Raw genomic sequence first — 13,322 nt, 5'->3', positions numbered from 1 at the left:
GGATGCGGTGTGTGCTGCGCCTGAGCGGGGTGGTCGCGGGGGCACGCTGTGGGTACAGCGGCGCAGAACCTCCAGGTAGCCTTGCATCCGTGCCCCGTCTGTCAGAAGTAATCGCCGCGCTGGACAACCTGTGGCCCGCCGAGCGGGCCGAGTCCTGGGACGCGGTCGGTACCGTCGTGGGCGACCCCGACCAGGAGGTCTCCCGGGTCCTGTTCGCCGTCGATCCGGTCCAGGAGATCGTCGACGAGGCGGTGAAGCTGGGCGCCGACCTGCTCGTCACCCACCACCCGCTGTATCTGCGGGGGACGACGACGGTCGCGGCCTCCACCTTCAAGGGCCGCGTGGTGCACACGCTCATCAAGAACGACATCGCCCTGCACGTCGCCCACACCAACGCCGACACCGCCGACCCGGGCGTCTCCGACGCCCTGGCCGGCGCGCTCGACCTGCGCGTCGTAGGGCCACTGGTGCCGGACCCGGCCGACCCCGAGGGGCGCCGCGGTCTCGGCCGCGTGTGCGAGCTGGAGCACCCGCTGACCGTCCGGGAGTTCGCCGCCCGCGCCGCCGAGCGGCTGCCCGCCACCGCGCAGGGCATCCGCGTCGCCGGCGACCCCGAGGCCACCGTCCGCACGGTAGCCGTCAGTGGCGGTTCCGGCGACAGCCTCTTCGACCACGTCCGCACGGCCGGTGTCGACGCCTTCCTCACCGCGGACCTGCGCCACCACCCGGTGTCGGAAGCCCGCGCCCACAGTCCCCTCGCGCTGCTCGACGCGGCGCACTGGGCCACCGAGTGGCCCTGGTGCGAGCTGGGCGCGGCCCAGCTCGACGAGATCTCCGACCGGCACGGCTGGGACCTCCGGGTCCACGTCTCCAAGACGGTCACCGACCCCTGGACCGCCCATGCGGCGTCCGCCCCGACCTCCAACACAATGGGAGCCCCCAACTGAAAGCCGCGCCCGCCGACCAGATCCGACTCCTCGACGTCCAGGGCCTCGACGTGCGGCTCCAGCAGCTCGCGCACAAGCGCAGGTCCCTGCCCGAGCACGCCGAGATCGAGTCGCTGACCAAGGACCTCACGCAGCTGCGCGACCTGCTCGTCGCCGCGCAGACCGAGGAGAGCGACTGCGCCCGCGAGCAGACCAAGGCCGAGCAGGACGTGGACCAGGTGCGTCAGCGTGCCACCCGCGACCAGCAGCGCCTGGACTCCGGCGCCGTCACCTCCCCGAAGGACCTGGAGAACCTCCAGCGCGAGATCACCTCCCTCGCCAAGCGCCAGGGTGACCTCGAGGACGTCGTCCTGGAGGTGATGGAGCGCCGCGAGTCCGCGCAGGAGCGGGTCGCCGAGCTGACCGAGCGGGTCGGCGCGGTGCAGGGCAAGGCCGACGATGCCGCCGCGCGCCGCGACGCCGCCGTCGAGGAGCTGGACGGCGAGGCGGCCTCGGTGACCAAGGAGCGTGAGGTCATCGCGGGCTCGGTCCCCGCTGACCTGCTGAAGCTCTACGAGAAGCTGCGCGAGCAGCAGAACGGAGTCGGCGCGGCCAAGCTGTACCAGCGCGGCTGCCAGGGCTGCCGCCAGGAGCTGGCGATCACCGAGCTGAGCGAGATCCGCTCGGCGGCGCCCGACACGGTCGTACGCTGCGAGAACTGCCGCCGCATCCTGGTGCGCACGGCCGACTCCGGGCTGTAGGGCCGGTCCGGTGGCAGCTTCGGAGGCGGCTTCGGTGGCGGCTTCAGCGGCCGGTCCGGTGCCGAAGTTCGTGGTCGAGGCCGACGGCGGGTCGCGGGGCAACCCGGGGCCCGCGGGCTACGGAGCCGTCGTCCTGGACGCGGCGTCCGGGCAGACGCTGGCCGAGGCCGCCGAGTACCTCGGGGTCGTCACGAACAACGTGGCCGAGTACCGGGGCCTGCTGGCCGGTCTGCGCGCGGCGAAGGAGCTGGACCCGGACGCGACCGTCCACGTCCGGATGGACTCCAAGCTCGTCGTCGAGCAGATGTCGGGCCGCTGGAAGATCAAGCACCCCGACATGAAGCCGCTGGCGGCCCAGGCGGCACGTGTCTTCCCGCCGGGGCGGGTGACGTACGAGTGGATCCCCCGCGCGAGCAACAAGCACGCCGACCGCCTGGCCAACGAGGCGATGGACGCGGGGGCCCGCGGCGAGCGGTGGTCCGCGTCCACGTCGACGGCGGAACTGGACGCGGGCGCGGCGGCAGGCGCTCCTGAGGCCGGTATCGGTGCCGATACCAGTGCCGATACCAGTGCCGATGCCGGTGCGGGCGCCGCCGTGGACGAACGCGTCGCCCAGGCGGCCCGGACGGACACCGAGACCACCGGCGTCCCCCGCCCCTCCACCGCCGCTCCCGCTGCCCCTGCCACCGCCCCTGCCACCGCCGACGCCGCCGACGTGCGGGCCGCGAAGACCGTGGCCTCACCCGGCTGGGGACCCCCCGACATGGGCGCCCCCGCCACCTTCGTCCTGCTCCGGCACGGCGAGACACCCCTCACCCCGCAGAAGCGGTTCTCCGGAAGCGGCGGCAGCGACCCGTCCCTGTCCTCCGTCGGCCGGGAGCAGGCCGAGAAGGTCGCCGAGAGCCTCGCCCGGCGCGGCACGATCCAGGCGGTCGTGGCGTCCCCGCTGGCCCGTACGCGCGAGACGGCGGGCATCGTCGCCGCCCGCCTCGGCCTGGAGGTGACGGTCGACGAGGGCCTGCGGGAGACCGACTTCGGGGCCTGGGAGGGGCTCACCTTCGGCGAGGTGCGCGAGCGTCATCCCGAGGACATGGACGCCTGGCTGTCCTCCCCGGACGCCGAGCCGACCGGCGGCGGCGAGAGCTTCGCGGCGACCGGCGCCAGGGTCGCCGCCGCCCGCGACCGGCTGGCAGCGGCGTACGCGGGCCGCACGGTGCTGCTGGTCTCCCACGTGACGCCGATCAAGACGTTCGTACGGCTCGCCCTGGGCGCCCCGCCCGAGTCGCTGTTCCGTATGGAACTGTCGGCGGCCTCGCTGTCGGCGGTGGCGTACTACGCGGACGGCGGCGCCAGCGTCCGGCTGTTCAACGACACGTCCCACCTGCGCTGAGTTCCGCCGCCTCCCGGGCCAGCGCCTCCACGCGCCCCCAGTCACGCCCGGCCACCGCGTCCTTCGGCAGCATCCAGCTGCCCCCGACGCAGCCGACGTTGGGCAGCGCCAGGTACTCCGGCGCCAAGGCCGGGGTGATGCCGCCGGTCGGGCAGAAGCGGGCCTGCGGCAGCGGAGCGGCGAGCGCCTTGAGGTAGGCGGTGCCGCCCGCGGCCTCGGCCGGGAAGAACTTCATCTCCCGCACCCCGCGCTCCAGCAGCGCCACCACTTCCGAGGTGGTCGACACCCCCGGCAGGAACGGCACCCCGGACGCCCGCATCGCCGCCAGCAGCCCGTCCGTCCACCCCGGGCTGACCAGGAACCGCGCCCCGGCCGCCACGACCTGCCCGACCTGCTCCGGCGTGATGACGGTGCCCGCGCCGACCACCGCGCCCGGCACCTCACCGGCGATGGCGCGGATCGCGTCGAGCGCGACCGGCGTCCGCAGCGTCACCTCGATCGCGGGCAGCCCGCCGGCGACGAGCGCCCGGGCGAGCGGCACGGCGTCGGCGAGGTCGTCGACGACCACGACCGGCACGACGGGCGCGAGATCCAGTACCGACGGCGTCGAGACGTGAGGGGAGGAGGGCAGGGGAGAGGTCATGCCCTCATCGTGCCGCCGGTGAGCGCTCTGTGCAATAAGCGTTGCGACATACGCAACGGGCGAGGAGTCGGTGGCTCAGTGAACCTCCGCCACCAGCACATCCAGCGCCCACGGCTTCCCCGCCTTCGCGGGTGCCTGGGCCTCCACCTCGTACCCCAGGTCCCGCAGCGCATCCACCAGCTCCGCAGGCCCCTCGGGCACGCTCGCGGACGCCAGCAGGCTCCGAACGATCCGCCCCTTGGTCGCCTTGTTGAAGTGGCTGACCACCTTCCGGGTCGGCGCGTGCAGCACCCGCACGGTCGCCGTCCGCCCGGCGACCTCCCCCTTCGGCTTCCACGCCGCCGCGTACGCCGACGAGCGCAGGTCCAGCACCAGCCCGTCCCCGGCCGCCTCGGGCAGCACCTCGGCCATCGGCGCCCGCCAGTACGCGCCAAGCGCCCCGAGCCCGGGAAGTCGCACGCCCATCGAGCACCGGTAGGAGGGAATCCGGTCGGTCACCCGCACCGCACCCCACAGCCCGGAGAACACGAGCAGCGAACGGGCGGCCCGCTTCCCGGCGGCCGCGTCCAGCGAGGCCAGGTCCAGGGCGTCGTACAGCACGCCGGTGTAGATCTCCCCGGCCGGACGCGCCCCCGCCGTCCGCAGCTCCGTGTTCTTGGCGACCTCGCCGCGCAGTCCCTCGCTGAGCCCGAGCACCTCGCGCGCCTTCTCCTCGTCACCGGCGCACAGCTCGACCAGTTCGGCCAGGACGGTCTCCCGGGCCGGGGTGAGCCCCGGCAGGGACAGCGACCCGGTCTTCAGCGGGGCGCCCCGACCGGACGCGGCCTTGCCCTCCGACGGGGGCAGCAGGACAAGCACAGACACTCCTTCACTCACTCCGCGCTCCCGGGCTCCATCACCCCAGGAGGCTCCTGGTCAGGGTACGGCGTACCCGTCCCGTGCCCGCTCGACGGCCCGTACGAGACCACCGGCGTCGTCGGCGTGAAAGCGCACGACGCGCACCTCGCGCCGCCGGCCGAGGAAGGTGGCGTAGGCGACGGGCTCGGCGAGTTCGACGGTGACGGAGGTCTGCGCGCCCACGACGAGATCGAGCTCACCGTCCGCCCGCTCGTGCGTCGTCCGCGGCTCGCGCCGCACGGAGGCGATCCGCTCCAGCGGTATCCGTACGTCGACGTGCACGGCCTGACGCACGCGCAGGGTGCCGGCGTCCGGGTCCAGGACGTGCGGGCGGACCACGGACGCGGCGTGCAGCCCGGCGACGAAGACGATGGTGTACACGTCCAGCACCAGCACCACGAGGTGCACGGTGGGCCAGTCGCGCAGCAGCAAGGACAGCATCACCGTCTCGACCACACACACGAATCCGAGACCGGCCATCATCGCGCCCTGCCCCCGCGCGTACCCGAACACAGCCCCGCCCGCCGCCGCCCCGTCGGTCCGCCGCGCCGCCCACAGCCACAGACCGGCCAGCAGCCGCAGCTCGTGCCGGACCACGAGGGACGGCAACGTGACGAAGGACCGGCCCCTCACGACCGCCGCCCCCTCGACGCGATCTCCATGGCCTGCCGGACCGCCTCCGCCTGCCCCGGCGCGAAGTCGGCGTACAGGGCACCCAGGAAGCCGGAGCCAGGGCCGGAGCCGGAACCGGAGTCCAGTACGACGCCCTCCTCGGGCAGCAGTCCCTCGGGCAGGCAGTCGGCGAGCACCCGGGCCGCCTGAGGCACCCGCGGATCGTCGGCGCCCGCGTCGGCCAGCTCGTCGAGCAGCGCGTAGGCACGGCGGGCCCGCGCCGCCGCCTCCGGCGAGCCCAGACCGTCGCGCAGCGCGGCCAGCAGACCCTCCCGGTCCTCCGGCGCCACCGTGCTCTCCAGCAGCGCCAGCATCTCCCGGTCCCGTACGGCCATGGGGGAGCCGGAGACGTCCCCCATACCGGCGAAGATCTCGGCCAGCTCCGCCGACACCGGCCCCTCGGGCGGCAGCGTGCCCTCCGTCTCCAGCAGCGCCCGCAACCGCGCCCGGCGCTCCCGGATCGCCTCCTCCTGCCGCGCCAGATCCGCGTCCAGCTCCTCCAGCACCTCGGCCAGATCCTTCCCGGCCTCGTCCGCGAGCACGTCCCGCACCTCCGCCAGCCCGAGCCCCAGCTCGGTCAGCCGCCGGATCCGGGCGAGCACGACGACGTGCCGCAGGGTGTACGTCCGATATCCGTTGGCCAGCCGCTCCGGCTCGGGCAGCAGGCCCTGATGGTGGTAGTGCCGCACGGTCCGCGTGGTGACGCCGACAGCGTCGGCGAGCTCTCCGATTCGCATGACTTCAGTCAAGACGTTGACGTTGCGACAGGGTCAAGAGCGGCGGGTCCGGGCTTCTGACGGCGGGCGTGATCGTGTGCCACGATCGAGGGAACGGTTTCCGATCTCTCGGACAGGTGATCAGCCGATGTCCCAGTCTGGCGAGCGACCGAAGGAGGGGCGTGACATGACTGCCATGGCCCATGAGCCGCTGACGCAGGCGGATGTCCTGCTGGAGGGGTTCCTCGCCCTGGACACGCCGGAAGGCTTCCGGGCCGAGCTGATCGAGGGGGAGATCGTTGTGACGCCGCCGCCGGACGGGGATCACGAGGACTACATCGGGCTGATCGTGAGCCAGGTGATCAGGAAGTCCCGGACCGACATGCAGTTCTCCGGGAACAAGGGCCTGAAACTCAGGGGCGGACTCGACTGTCCGATGGACCACGTCATCCCCGACGGCACTTTCGCTCCCACGGGACTGCGCCTGTATCGCGGCGCGGATCCCTGGATGCCCTGTCCTGGCGTCGCCATGGTCCTGGAGGTGACGTCCAGCAAGCCCCATGCCGACCGCGAGGCCAAGCGCCGCTGCTACGCCGGTGGCGGCATTCCCCTCTACCTGCTGGTCGACCGACAGGCGTCCTCGATCACGCTCTTCAGCACCCCGGAAAGGATCGACCACCGAGACGACTACCGAGAGCACCGCACCCGTCCCCTCGGCAAGCCGCTCACCCTCCCCGCCCCCTTCGCCTTCGAACTGGACACCGCGGACTTCCTCTGATCCCGTTGGGGCAGGGGGTGGGGGAAGGTGCACGCACGTGAACAGGCGCGGTGGACGAGGGCCAGGCTGGGGACGGACGGCCCGCCCCTCGACCTCCTGACCGCCCGGTTCGACCGGCACGTCTACGCCCCGCACGCCCACGACGAGTTCACGGTCGGTGTCACCGTCGGCGGCCTGGAGGTCATCGCCTACCGGGGCGGGCACATCCACTCGGGTCCGGGATCCATCGTCGTCCTGGAACCCGGCGAAGTGCACACCGGCGGCCCGGCAGCCCCCGACGGCTACTCGTACCGCGCCCTGTACGCGGCCCCTGACCTCCTCACCGACGGCATGCGCGGCACCCGCCCTCCGCACTTCCGTCAGCCGGTTCTCGACGACCCGGAACTCGCCGCCGCCCTGCGCACCGCGCACACGGACCTGACCCGACACCCCGATCCCCTGGAGGCCGAGTCCCGCCTCCCCTGGCTGCTCACGGCCCTGGCCCGCCGCCACTCGGTGGCCCGCGCGACCGACGACACCGTTCCCGGTGCCGACCGCGTCGCCCGCGCCGTACGCGACCGCCTGGCCGACGAACTCCTCGCCCCGCCGTCCCTGGCAGCCCTCGCCACGGACCTCGGCCTGTCCCGCTACCAGCTCCTTCGCGCCTTCCGTACGACGACGGGGATACCGCCGTACGCCTGGCTCGCCCAGCACCGGGTGGCCAGGGCGCGCGGCCTGCTGGACGCGGGAGCGCGCCCCGCCGAGGTGGCGGCACTGGTGGGCTTCGCCGACCAGGCCCACCTGACCCGCTGGTTCCGCAGGGTCCTCGGCGTGACCCCGGCGGCGTACCGCGACAGCGTCCGCCACGACAACGTCCGCCACGACGACGTCGGCCGCAACAGCGTTCAAGACGGCGCCGCCTGATCCGGCCGAGACTCGGCCGCATGACTGCACGCGGCTGGTTTCTCTTCTCCCTGATGGGAGTGGTCTGGGGCATCCCCTACCTGATGATCAAAGTGGCGGTGGACACCGTGTCCCCGTCCGGAGTGGTGTTCACACGCTGCGCGCTGGGCGCCGCCATCCTGCTCCCCTTCGCCCTGCGCAAGGGGGGCCTGGCCGGCACCGTACGACGCCACTGGAAGCCCCTCCTCGCCTTCGCCGTCATCGAGATCATCGGCCCCTGGTGGACCCTGACCGACGCCGAACGCCATTTGTCCAGCTCCACCGCGGGCCTGCTGATCGCGGGCGTGCCGATCGCCGGAATCCTCCTGGCCCGCTTCTTCGGCGACACCGAGCGCCTCGGCGTACGGCGCCTGACCGGACTCGGCCTCGGGCTGGCAGGCGTGGGCGTCCTCACCGTCCCGCACCTGACCGGCGGCGACGCCCGCTCCCTCGCCGAGGTGCTGGTGACGGTGCTGGGCTACGCCACGGCCCCCCTGATCGCCGCCCGCCACCTGAAGGACGTACCGTCCCTCCACCTCACGGCGTCCTGCCTCACCCTCGCCGCCCTGGTCTACGCCCCCGCCGCCATCGCGGGCCGCCCGGACCGGATGCCGTCCGGAGAGGTGTTCGCCGCGCTCACCGGCCTGGGCGTGATCTGCACGGCGATCGCCTTCGTCGCGTTCCTGGAGCTGATCAAGGAGGTCGGCCCGACCCGCGCGTCGGTCATCACGTACGTCAACCCGGCGATCGCGGTCGCGGCCGGCGCGCTCTTCCTGGACGAGACCCTGACGCCCGGCGTCATCGCCGCCTTCGCCCTGATCCTGGCCGGCTCGGTGCTGGCCACGGCGGCCACGGGACCGAGCCGGCGCGCACGCCCGGTACCATGGTCCACACGGCAGACGAGCCGGGCGGGCGGCCGCGTGGAGTCCCTTGCGGGACTTCCCGAGGAACGTCCGGGCTCCACAGGGCAGGGTGATGGCTAACGGCCACCCGGGGTGACCCGCGGGACAGTGCCACAGAAAACAGACCGCCGGAGGCTTTGGTCTCCGGTAAGGGTGAAACGGTGGTGTAAGAGACCACCAGTGCCCAGGGCGACCTGGGCAGCTAGGTAAACCCCACCCGGAGCAAGGTCAAAAGGAGACACCCCGGTGTCTCTGCGCGGACGTTCGAGGGCTGCCCGCCCGAGTCCGCGGGTAGACCGCACGAGACCGGTGGCAACGCCGGTCCTAGATGGATGGCCGTCGCCGGCGGGCCCGCGAGGACCCGCCGGAACAGAACCCGGCGTACAGCCCGACTCGTCTGCCGCCACCTGCGGGTTTCCCTCGAAAGGGCCCGAGCGCCGTACCCATGACTACCTGCGGCGCGGCATCACCGGCCTGTTCGCCGCCTTCGGCATCGCCGGCCCCGCGTCCGGCCCGACCACGTGCTGGGCGGCAGGGGATGCAGCTCCAGGGCCACCGTCCGGACATCGCGACCCGCTACGACAAGACCGCCGAGTCCTGCCCGGGCAGCCGTCACTCCCGCCTCACTCCTGATGCGGGCGTGACATCCAAGGTGAGGTCCGAACCGACGGCGTGCCCTCGGGAGTGGTGTACACACACGTGCCGAAGTCGCTCCACCCCGGCTGGAGTTCGTCCCAATCGCCGCTGCCGTAGTAGTCGGTGTCGTCCCCGCTCAGGGTCACGCCGCCGTCCTCCTGGCGGCCGACGTAATGCCTGTAGCCTCCGTCTCCGACGGACTGGAAGACGTGTAGCTCGGCGCGCCCGTCCTGGTTCTCGTCGGTCGCACGCACCGCGGCGACGAAGAGCGAACTCTGAACGCGGACGGTGCCGCTCCGGCTGCCGCTCAGGTCCCGGGCGAGCGGTCCGTAGCGCACCTCGTGCACGAGCAGGTTGGGGCGGGGACTGTCCCCGATGTCCTCCTGGCTGTGGAACAACGCCAGGTCGAGGTAGCCGTCGCCGTCGAAGTCACCGAAAGTGCCCCGGGTCTCCAGGTCCGGCGTCAGCAGGCCGCGGGCCTTCTGCCAGACGCCGATCGCCTCGCCGACACCGACGTCGACGCGGTCGTCGGCCCGGCTGAAGAGGACGGAGACCTTTCCCGAGAGGTCGGGGTCGCGCACCTCGTCCAGGCGCCCGTCCGCGTCCACGTCGGCGGTCAGGCCGGTGTTGTCGGTGTCGGAGCACACCACCGTCGATGCGTGATCACCGGGCTCGGGACCGGAAGCGGCGAAGAGCACTGTGGCGACCACTCCCAGAGCGACTCCCGCGCTGATGAGGAGCCGCCTTCGGCGGCCTGCGTACAGCCGTCTCAACCGTGAGGGGGATATGGATATGCCACTGACACTGTCCTGTTGAGGGCTCACGGGTTCCGCCATGGCGGGATCCTAGTGTCCGGACACGGCGTCACCGGAGGCGTTGATCACCAGGTCCGGCGCCGCCGTCTCGACGACCGTATCGAGACGGCGGGGATCGCGTAGGAACAGGGCAGCCGTCCCTCCCGGCGGCGGAGAATCCGGGCCCACGGGCCGGGTCAGCTCGCCCCACCCTGGCCCGCGCTGCCCATCGGGCCGACCGTGACGGGGGAGCCGCTGCCGTCGGTGACGGGCAGGGTGCCGGCGCCCGGCCACGCGAGGGTGACCGACTTGGTCTCGTTCGGCGGGGTCACCACCAGGCCGGTGATCCTGACGCCGGAGCCGCCCGAGTCGTTGAGCGGGTAGAAGATGCCGAAGGACACCGACTCACCGTCCTTGAGCGTCATGGGGTCGGACGCCTGGTCACTGCGCTCGGCGGACAGTTCTCCCGCGCTGGTCTTCAGGTCGATGCCCGCGTACCCGTTCAGGGCACAGTCGCGGCCGCCGCCGTTCTTGAACGTGACCGCGACCGAGCCTTCCTCGTCACCACCGATGGTGGCGTCCGACGCGGTGACCTCCAGTTCGTCGGTACGGCACTTGCCGGCCTGGGCGTCCGAGCCGGAACCGCCCCCGGCGGAGTCCGTCCCCCCACCCTGCTCCGAACCTTCCTGCTCCGCTCCTCCCTGCTCCGAGCCTTCCTGCTCCGAACCGGCGGAGCCCGAGGTGGTGCCCGAGGAGGATGCGGAGGAGGCGGATGCCCCGTCGCTCTGGGCCGCGCCGTCGTCGCCGTTGCAGGCCGTGAGCGAGAGACCCGCGGCGACGGCCAGGGCGGCGAAGGTGAGCTTGCGAACGCGCATCGTTACTTCCTCAGTCTCGGTGGATCGTGTCTGCCGCTCGGTCCGCTTCGGTACGAGCGAGCCTTTCTGATCACCAAGACATGTCCGCCCCACAACCCGTTCCATGCGACCACCGCTCCGGACACTGCTGTTACACAAACCCCGGTACACCGCGGACCGTCACGGGGAACGCGGTCGCCTCCGCACCCTGCCGTGCCCCTCACCCGACACCGCCCGGCCCGGTGATCCGGGGCCCGTCCCCGGTGCGTCCCCGGCACACCGGACCGCCCGACACCGGGCGCGGACACCGGTTCCGGCCCCGGGCCGGCACTTTCGCGCTCAACACCGGCTGGGACAGATCCGTGACCCGGTGGACATCATCTTCGGAAGACCACGCTCGACCCGGGCGTCGGATGCCGCTACTGCCCGGTGCGGCTTGGACAACTTGGTCAGGGGGGGGGGAGGCCGGTCTGCAGAGGCGAGTGAGCCTGATTCGATGTCAGGAAGTACGCATGTCCGCCATCATCGGGACATGCAAAAGCTCGAGGCGCACGAGATGCCCCTGCACAAAGTCTTCAGCAGCGACTACGACTTCAAGATCCCTGATTACCAGCGCCCTTACGCGTGGCAGGAGGAACAGGCGCTCCAGTTGCTGCTGGACCTGCGGGAGGCCTTGGACCGCGGGACGGACGAGCCGTACTTCCTCGGATCCATCGTCCTCGTCAAGGACGGTGGCGCCCCCAGGGCAGAGGTCATTGACGGCCAGCAGCGCCTCACGACTCTCACCATCCTCCTGTCCGTCCTGCGCGACCTCACGGACGACCCGGACCTGCGCGGCGACCTCGACCGCCTGGTGATGGAGCCCGGAGCCAAGATCCGCGGACTGCCTCCGAGGCCGCGGCTCACCCTGCGGAGCCGCGACGCCGACTTCTTCGAGAAGTACGTACAGAGCAAGGGCGCTGTGGAGACCCTGCTGGAACTCGAACCGGAAGGCTTGCGGACCGACGCGCAGAAGGCCGTGCTGCGCAACGCGACCGCCCTGCACCACAGTCTCGCCGCGCTGCCCGAGGAGAACCGGCTGGCCCTGGCCCAGATGCTCGCCGAGCGGACGTTCCTGGTCGTGGTCAGCACCCCGGACCTCGACAGCGCCCACCGCATCTTCAGCGTCATGAACTCCCGGGGCCTGGACCTGTCGCCCACCGACATCTTCAAGTCACGGGTGATCGGGGATCTTGACGACGAGGCCTCCGAGGCGTGCGCCACCACCTGGGAGGACGCCGAGGAGATGCTGGGGCGGGACGATTTCGCGGAACTCTTCCTGCACTTGCGGATGATCTTCGCCAAGAAGCGGGCGGAACAGGAGCTGCTCAAGGAGTTCCCCGATCAGGTGCTCAGTCACTACGTGCCGGAGCGGGCCGAGGTCTTCGTTCACGACGTCGTCCGGCCCTACGCGGAGGCCTACGCCCAGATCAGGGAAGCCCGCTATGAATCCGCCTCGGGCGCGGAGGCGGTCAACGCCTGGTTCAGGAGGCTCCAGCAGATCGACAACTACGACTGGCGGCCGGCCGCTCTCTGGGCGCTGCGCCACCGTGAGAACGACCCCGCGTGGCTCGACGCGTTCATGCGGGCGCTGGAACGCCTGTCGGCCAGCATGTTCATCCGCCGCGTCTACACGACACCGCGCGTCACCCGCTATGCCGAGCTGCTCCGGCAACTCGACGAAGGGCAGGGCCTCGACTCCCCGGCGCTCGAGCTGAGGGACGACGAGAAGCTGGAGACGCGCAACTGGCTCGACGGCGACCTCTACCTCGTCCGCAGGATCCGCAAGTACGTCCTCCTCCGCCTCGACGAGCTGCTGGCGCGCAGTCAGGGAGTGACGTACGACCACCCGCTCATCACGGTCGAGCACGTCCTGCCGCAGAGCCCCGGCGCCGATTCCCAGTGGGTCGACGTGTTCGACGACGAGCAGCGCGCGCAGTGGACACACCGCTTGGGCAACCTGGTGCTGCTGAACCGGGCCAAGAACTCCGCGGCCCAGAACTACGACTTCGCCGCCAAGAAGGCCAAGTACTTCACGGGTCGCGGGGGAGTGGTCCCCTTCGCGCTGACCAGCCAGGTCCTCCAGCACACCGAGTGGACCCCCGAGCTGCTCAAGGCCCGGCAGGAGGAACTGCTGGGCATGCTCGCCGAGGAGTGGCGTCTGTGAGAGCGCGGCCGGGGACTCACACCCCGGTCACCGCACCAAACACCCCACGAAGTCCCAAGAAAGGCCCCGCCCTCGCGCCCCCCAGAGGCGCGCTGTCCCCCTCCCGCCTGCGCCCCATCCGCGTGGCGGGACGACGTCGAGCGGGTGCTCGGGGCTCTGGAACCCCCTACGCGGTGACGGCCTCCCATCGCGATCGCACTGTCGTCGTAGGCGCAATACGGTGACT

General features: G+C 71.8%; 12 protein-coding genes, 1 other RNA gene and 1 pseudogene. 8 read left to right on the top strand and 6 right to left on the bottom strand.

All coding sequences use genetic code 11. The annotated features are described in order from the left end of the window. Window positions 1-89: 89 nt before the first annotated feature. Genes ACH4NX_RS09180 through ACH4NX_RS09170 form a run of 3 tightly spaced genes read left to right on the top strand, consistent with a single transcriptional unit; the run spans window position 90 to window position 3,077 of the window. Window positions 90-947, top strand: a complete 858-nt coding sequence (locus ACH4NX_RS09180; RefSeq protein ID WP_351388445.1) for a Nif3-like dinuclear metal center hexameric protein — start codon at window positions 90-92, stop codon at window positions 945-947. Beyond that, window positions 944-1,687: a C4-type zinc ribbon domain-containing protein gene (locus ACH4NX_RS09175; protein ID WP_351388681.1), complete on the top strand. Its 744-nt coding sequence runs from the start codon at window positions 944-946 to the stop codon at window positions 1,685-1,687. Before ACH4NX_RS09180 ends, ACH4NX_RS09175 begins: the two co-directional genes overlap by 4 nt. Before the next feature lie 58 nt (window positions 1,688-1,745). Next, complete coding sequence (locus tag ACH4NX_RS09170) at window positions 1,746-3,077, top strand: bifunctional RNase H/acid phosphatase (protein ID WP_398127819.1); 1,332 nt, start codon at window positions 1,746-1,748, stop codon at window positions 3,075-3,077. Here the strand turns inward: ACH4NX_RS09170 and eda are convergent. From eda to ACH4NX_RS09150, 4 genes are all read right to left on the bottom strand, one after another. Then, a complete protein-coding gene (gene eda, locus ACH4NX_RS09165) occupies window positions 3,052-3,720 on the bottom strand; it encodes a bifunctional 4-hydroxy-2-oxoglutarate aldolase/2-dehydro-3-deoxy-phosphogluconate aldolase (RefSeq protein WP_351388448.1) in 669 nt (222 codons plus the stop codon). The two genes, ACH4NX_RS09170 and eda, sit on opposite strands and share 26 nt — an antisense overlap. Window positions 3,721-3,795: 75 nt before the next feature. Then, complete coding sequence (gene yaaA, locus ACH4NX_RS09160) at window positions 3,796-4,578, bottom strand: peroxide stress protein YaaA (protein ID WP_351388450.1); 783 nt, start codon at window positions 4,576-4,578, stop codon at window positions 3,796-3,798. A gap of 57 nt (window positions 4,579-4,635) precedes the next feature. Next, window positions 4,636-5,250 carry a hypothetical protein gene (locus ACH4NX_RS09155; RefSeq protein WP_398127796.1) on the bottom strand — a complete coding sequence of 205 codons (615 nt, stop codon included), beginning with the start codon at window positions 5,248-5,250 and terminating at the stop codon, window positions 4,636-4,638. After that, window positions 5,247-6,026, bottom strand: coding sequence for a MerR family transcriptional regulator (locus tag ACH4NX_RS09150; protein ID WP_351388455.1), 780 nt, complete (start codon window positions 6,024-6,026; stop codon window positions 5,247-5,249). The genes ACH4NX_RS09155 and ACH4NX_RS09150 overlap by 4 nt, the downstream gene beginning before the upstream one ends. A 175-nt stretch (window positions 6,027-6,201) precedes the next feature. Here ACH4NX_RS09150 and ACH4NX_RS09145 point away from each other — a divergent pair, with 175 nt between their 5' ends. The 4 genes and pseudogenes from ACH4NX_RS09145 to rnpB all read left to right on the top strand — a co-directional run bounded on the left by ACH4NX_RS09145 (window position 6,202) and on the right by rnpB (window position 9,006). Beyond that, entirely contained in the window at window positions 6,202-6,783 is a 582-nt protein-coding gene (locus ACH4NX_RS09145) for a Uma2 family endonuclease (protein ID WP_351388687.1), read from the top strand. Window positions 6,784-6,810: 27 nt separating this feature from the next. After that, complete coding sequence (locus ACH4NX_RS09140; RefSeq protein ID WP_398127795.1) at window positions 6,811-7,686, top strand: AraC family transcriptional regulator; 876 nt, start codon at window positions 6,811-6,813, stop codon at window positions 7,684-7,686. Window positions 7,687-7,706: 20 nt separating this feature from the next. Further along, window positions 7,707-8,486, top strand: a pseudogene (locus ACH4NX_RS09135) (DMT family transporter); the annotation flags it as partial. A gap of 118 nt (window positions 8,487-8,604) precedes the next feature. Further along, window positions 8,605-9,006: RNase P RNA component class A (gene rnpB / locus ACH4NX_RS09130), an RNA gene on the top strand. 223 nt (window positions 9,007-9,229) lie between these two features. On the opposite strand, the gene ACH4NX_RS09125 is transcribed toward rnpB, so the two are convergent. Both ACH4NX_RS09125 and ACH4NX_RS09120 read right to left on the bottom strand, forming a co-directional pair. Then, complete coding sequence (locus ACH4NX_RS09125) at window positions 9,230-9,952, bottom strand: hypothetical protein (RefSeq protein ID WP_351388459.1); 723 nt, start codon at window positions 9,950-9,952, stop codon at window positions 9,230-9,232. A 281-nt stretch (window positions 9,953-10,233) separates the two neighbouring features. Beyond that, window positions 10,234-10,911 carry a DUF4232 domain-containing protein gene (locus tag ACH4NX_RS09120; protein ID WP_398127794.1) on the bottom strand — a complete coding sequence of 226 codons (678 nt, stop codon included), beginning with the start codon at window positions 10,909-10,911 and terminating at the stop codon, window positions 10,234-10,236. 511 nt (window positions 10,912-11,422) lie between these two features. On the opposite strand from ACH4NX_RS09120, the gene ACH4NX_RS09115 reads away from it, so the two are divergent. Continuing rightward, window positions 11,423-13,096 (top strand): DUF262 domain-containing protein, encoded by a 1,674-nt coding sequence (locus ACH4NX_RS09115; RefSeq protein ID WP_398127793.1) that lies wholly within the window; start codon window positions 11,423-11,425, stop codon window positions 13,094-13,096. Window positions 13,097-13,322: the final 226 nt, after the last annotated feature.

Origin of the sequence: Streptomyces sp. NPDC017225 (assembly GCF_044331465.1) — a bacterium.
Taxonomy (GTDB): Bacteria; Actinomycetota; Actinomycetes; order Streptomycetales; family Streptomycetaceae; genus Streptomyces.
Note: the sequence above shows the minus strand (reverse complement) of the source record. Positions and strands in the feature narration are given on the sequence as shown.

Bases quoted from the DNA above. Each gene is read 5' to 3' on its own strand.
- eda (WP_351388448.1), bottom strand. From the start codon at position 3,720: ATGACCTCTCCCCTGCCCTCCTCCCCTCACGTCTCGACGCCGTCGGTA.
- ACH4NX_RS09150 (WP_351388455.1), bottom strand. From the start codon at position 6,026: ATGCGAATCGGAGAGCTCGCCGACGCTGTCGGCGTCACCACGCGGACC.
- ACH4NX_RS09145 (WP_351388687.1), top strand. From the start codon at position 6,202: ATGGCCCATGAGCCGCTGACGCAGGCGGATGTCCTGCTGGAGGGGTTC.
- ACH4NX_RS09120 (WP_398127794.1), bottom strand. From the start codon at position 10,911: ATGCGCGTTCGCAAGCTCACCTTCGCCGCCCTGGCCGTCGCCGCGGGT.
- ACH4NX_RS09115 (WP_398127793.1), top strand. From the start codon at position 11,423: ATGCAAAAGCTCGAGGCGCACGAGATGCCCCTGCACAAAGTCTTCAGC.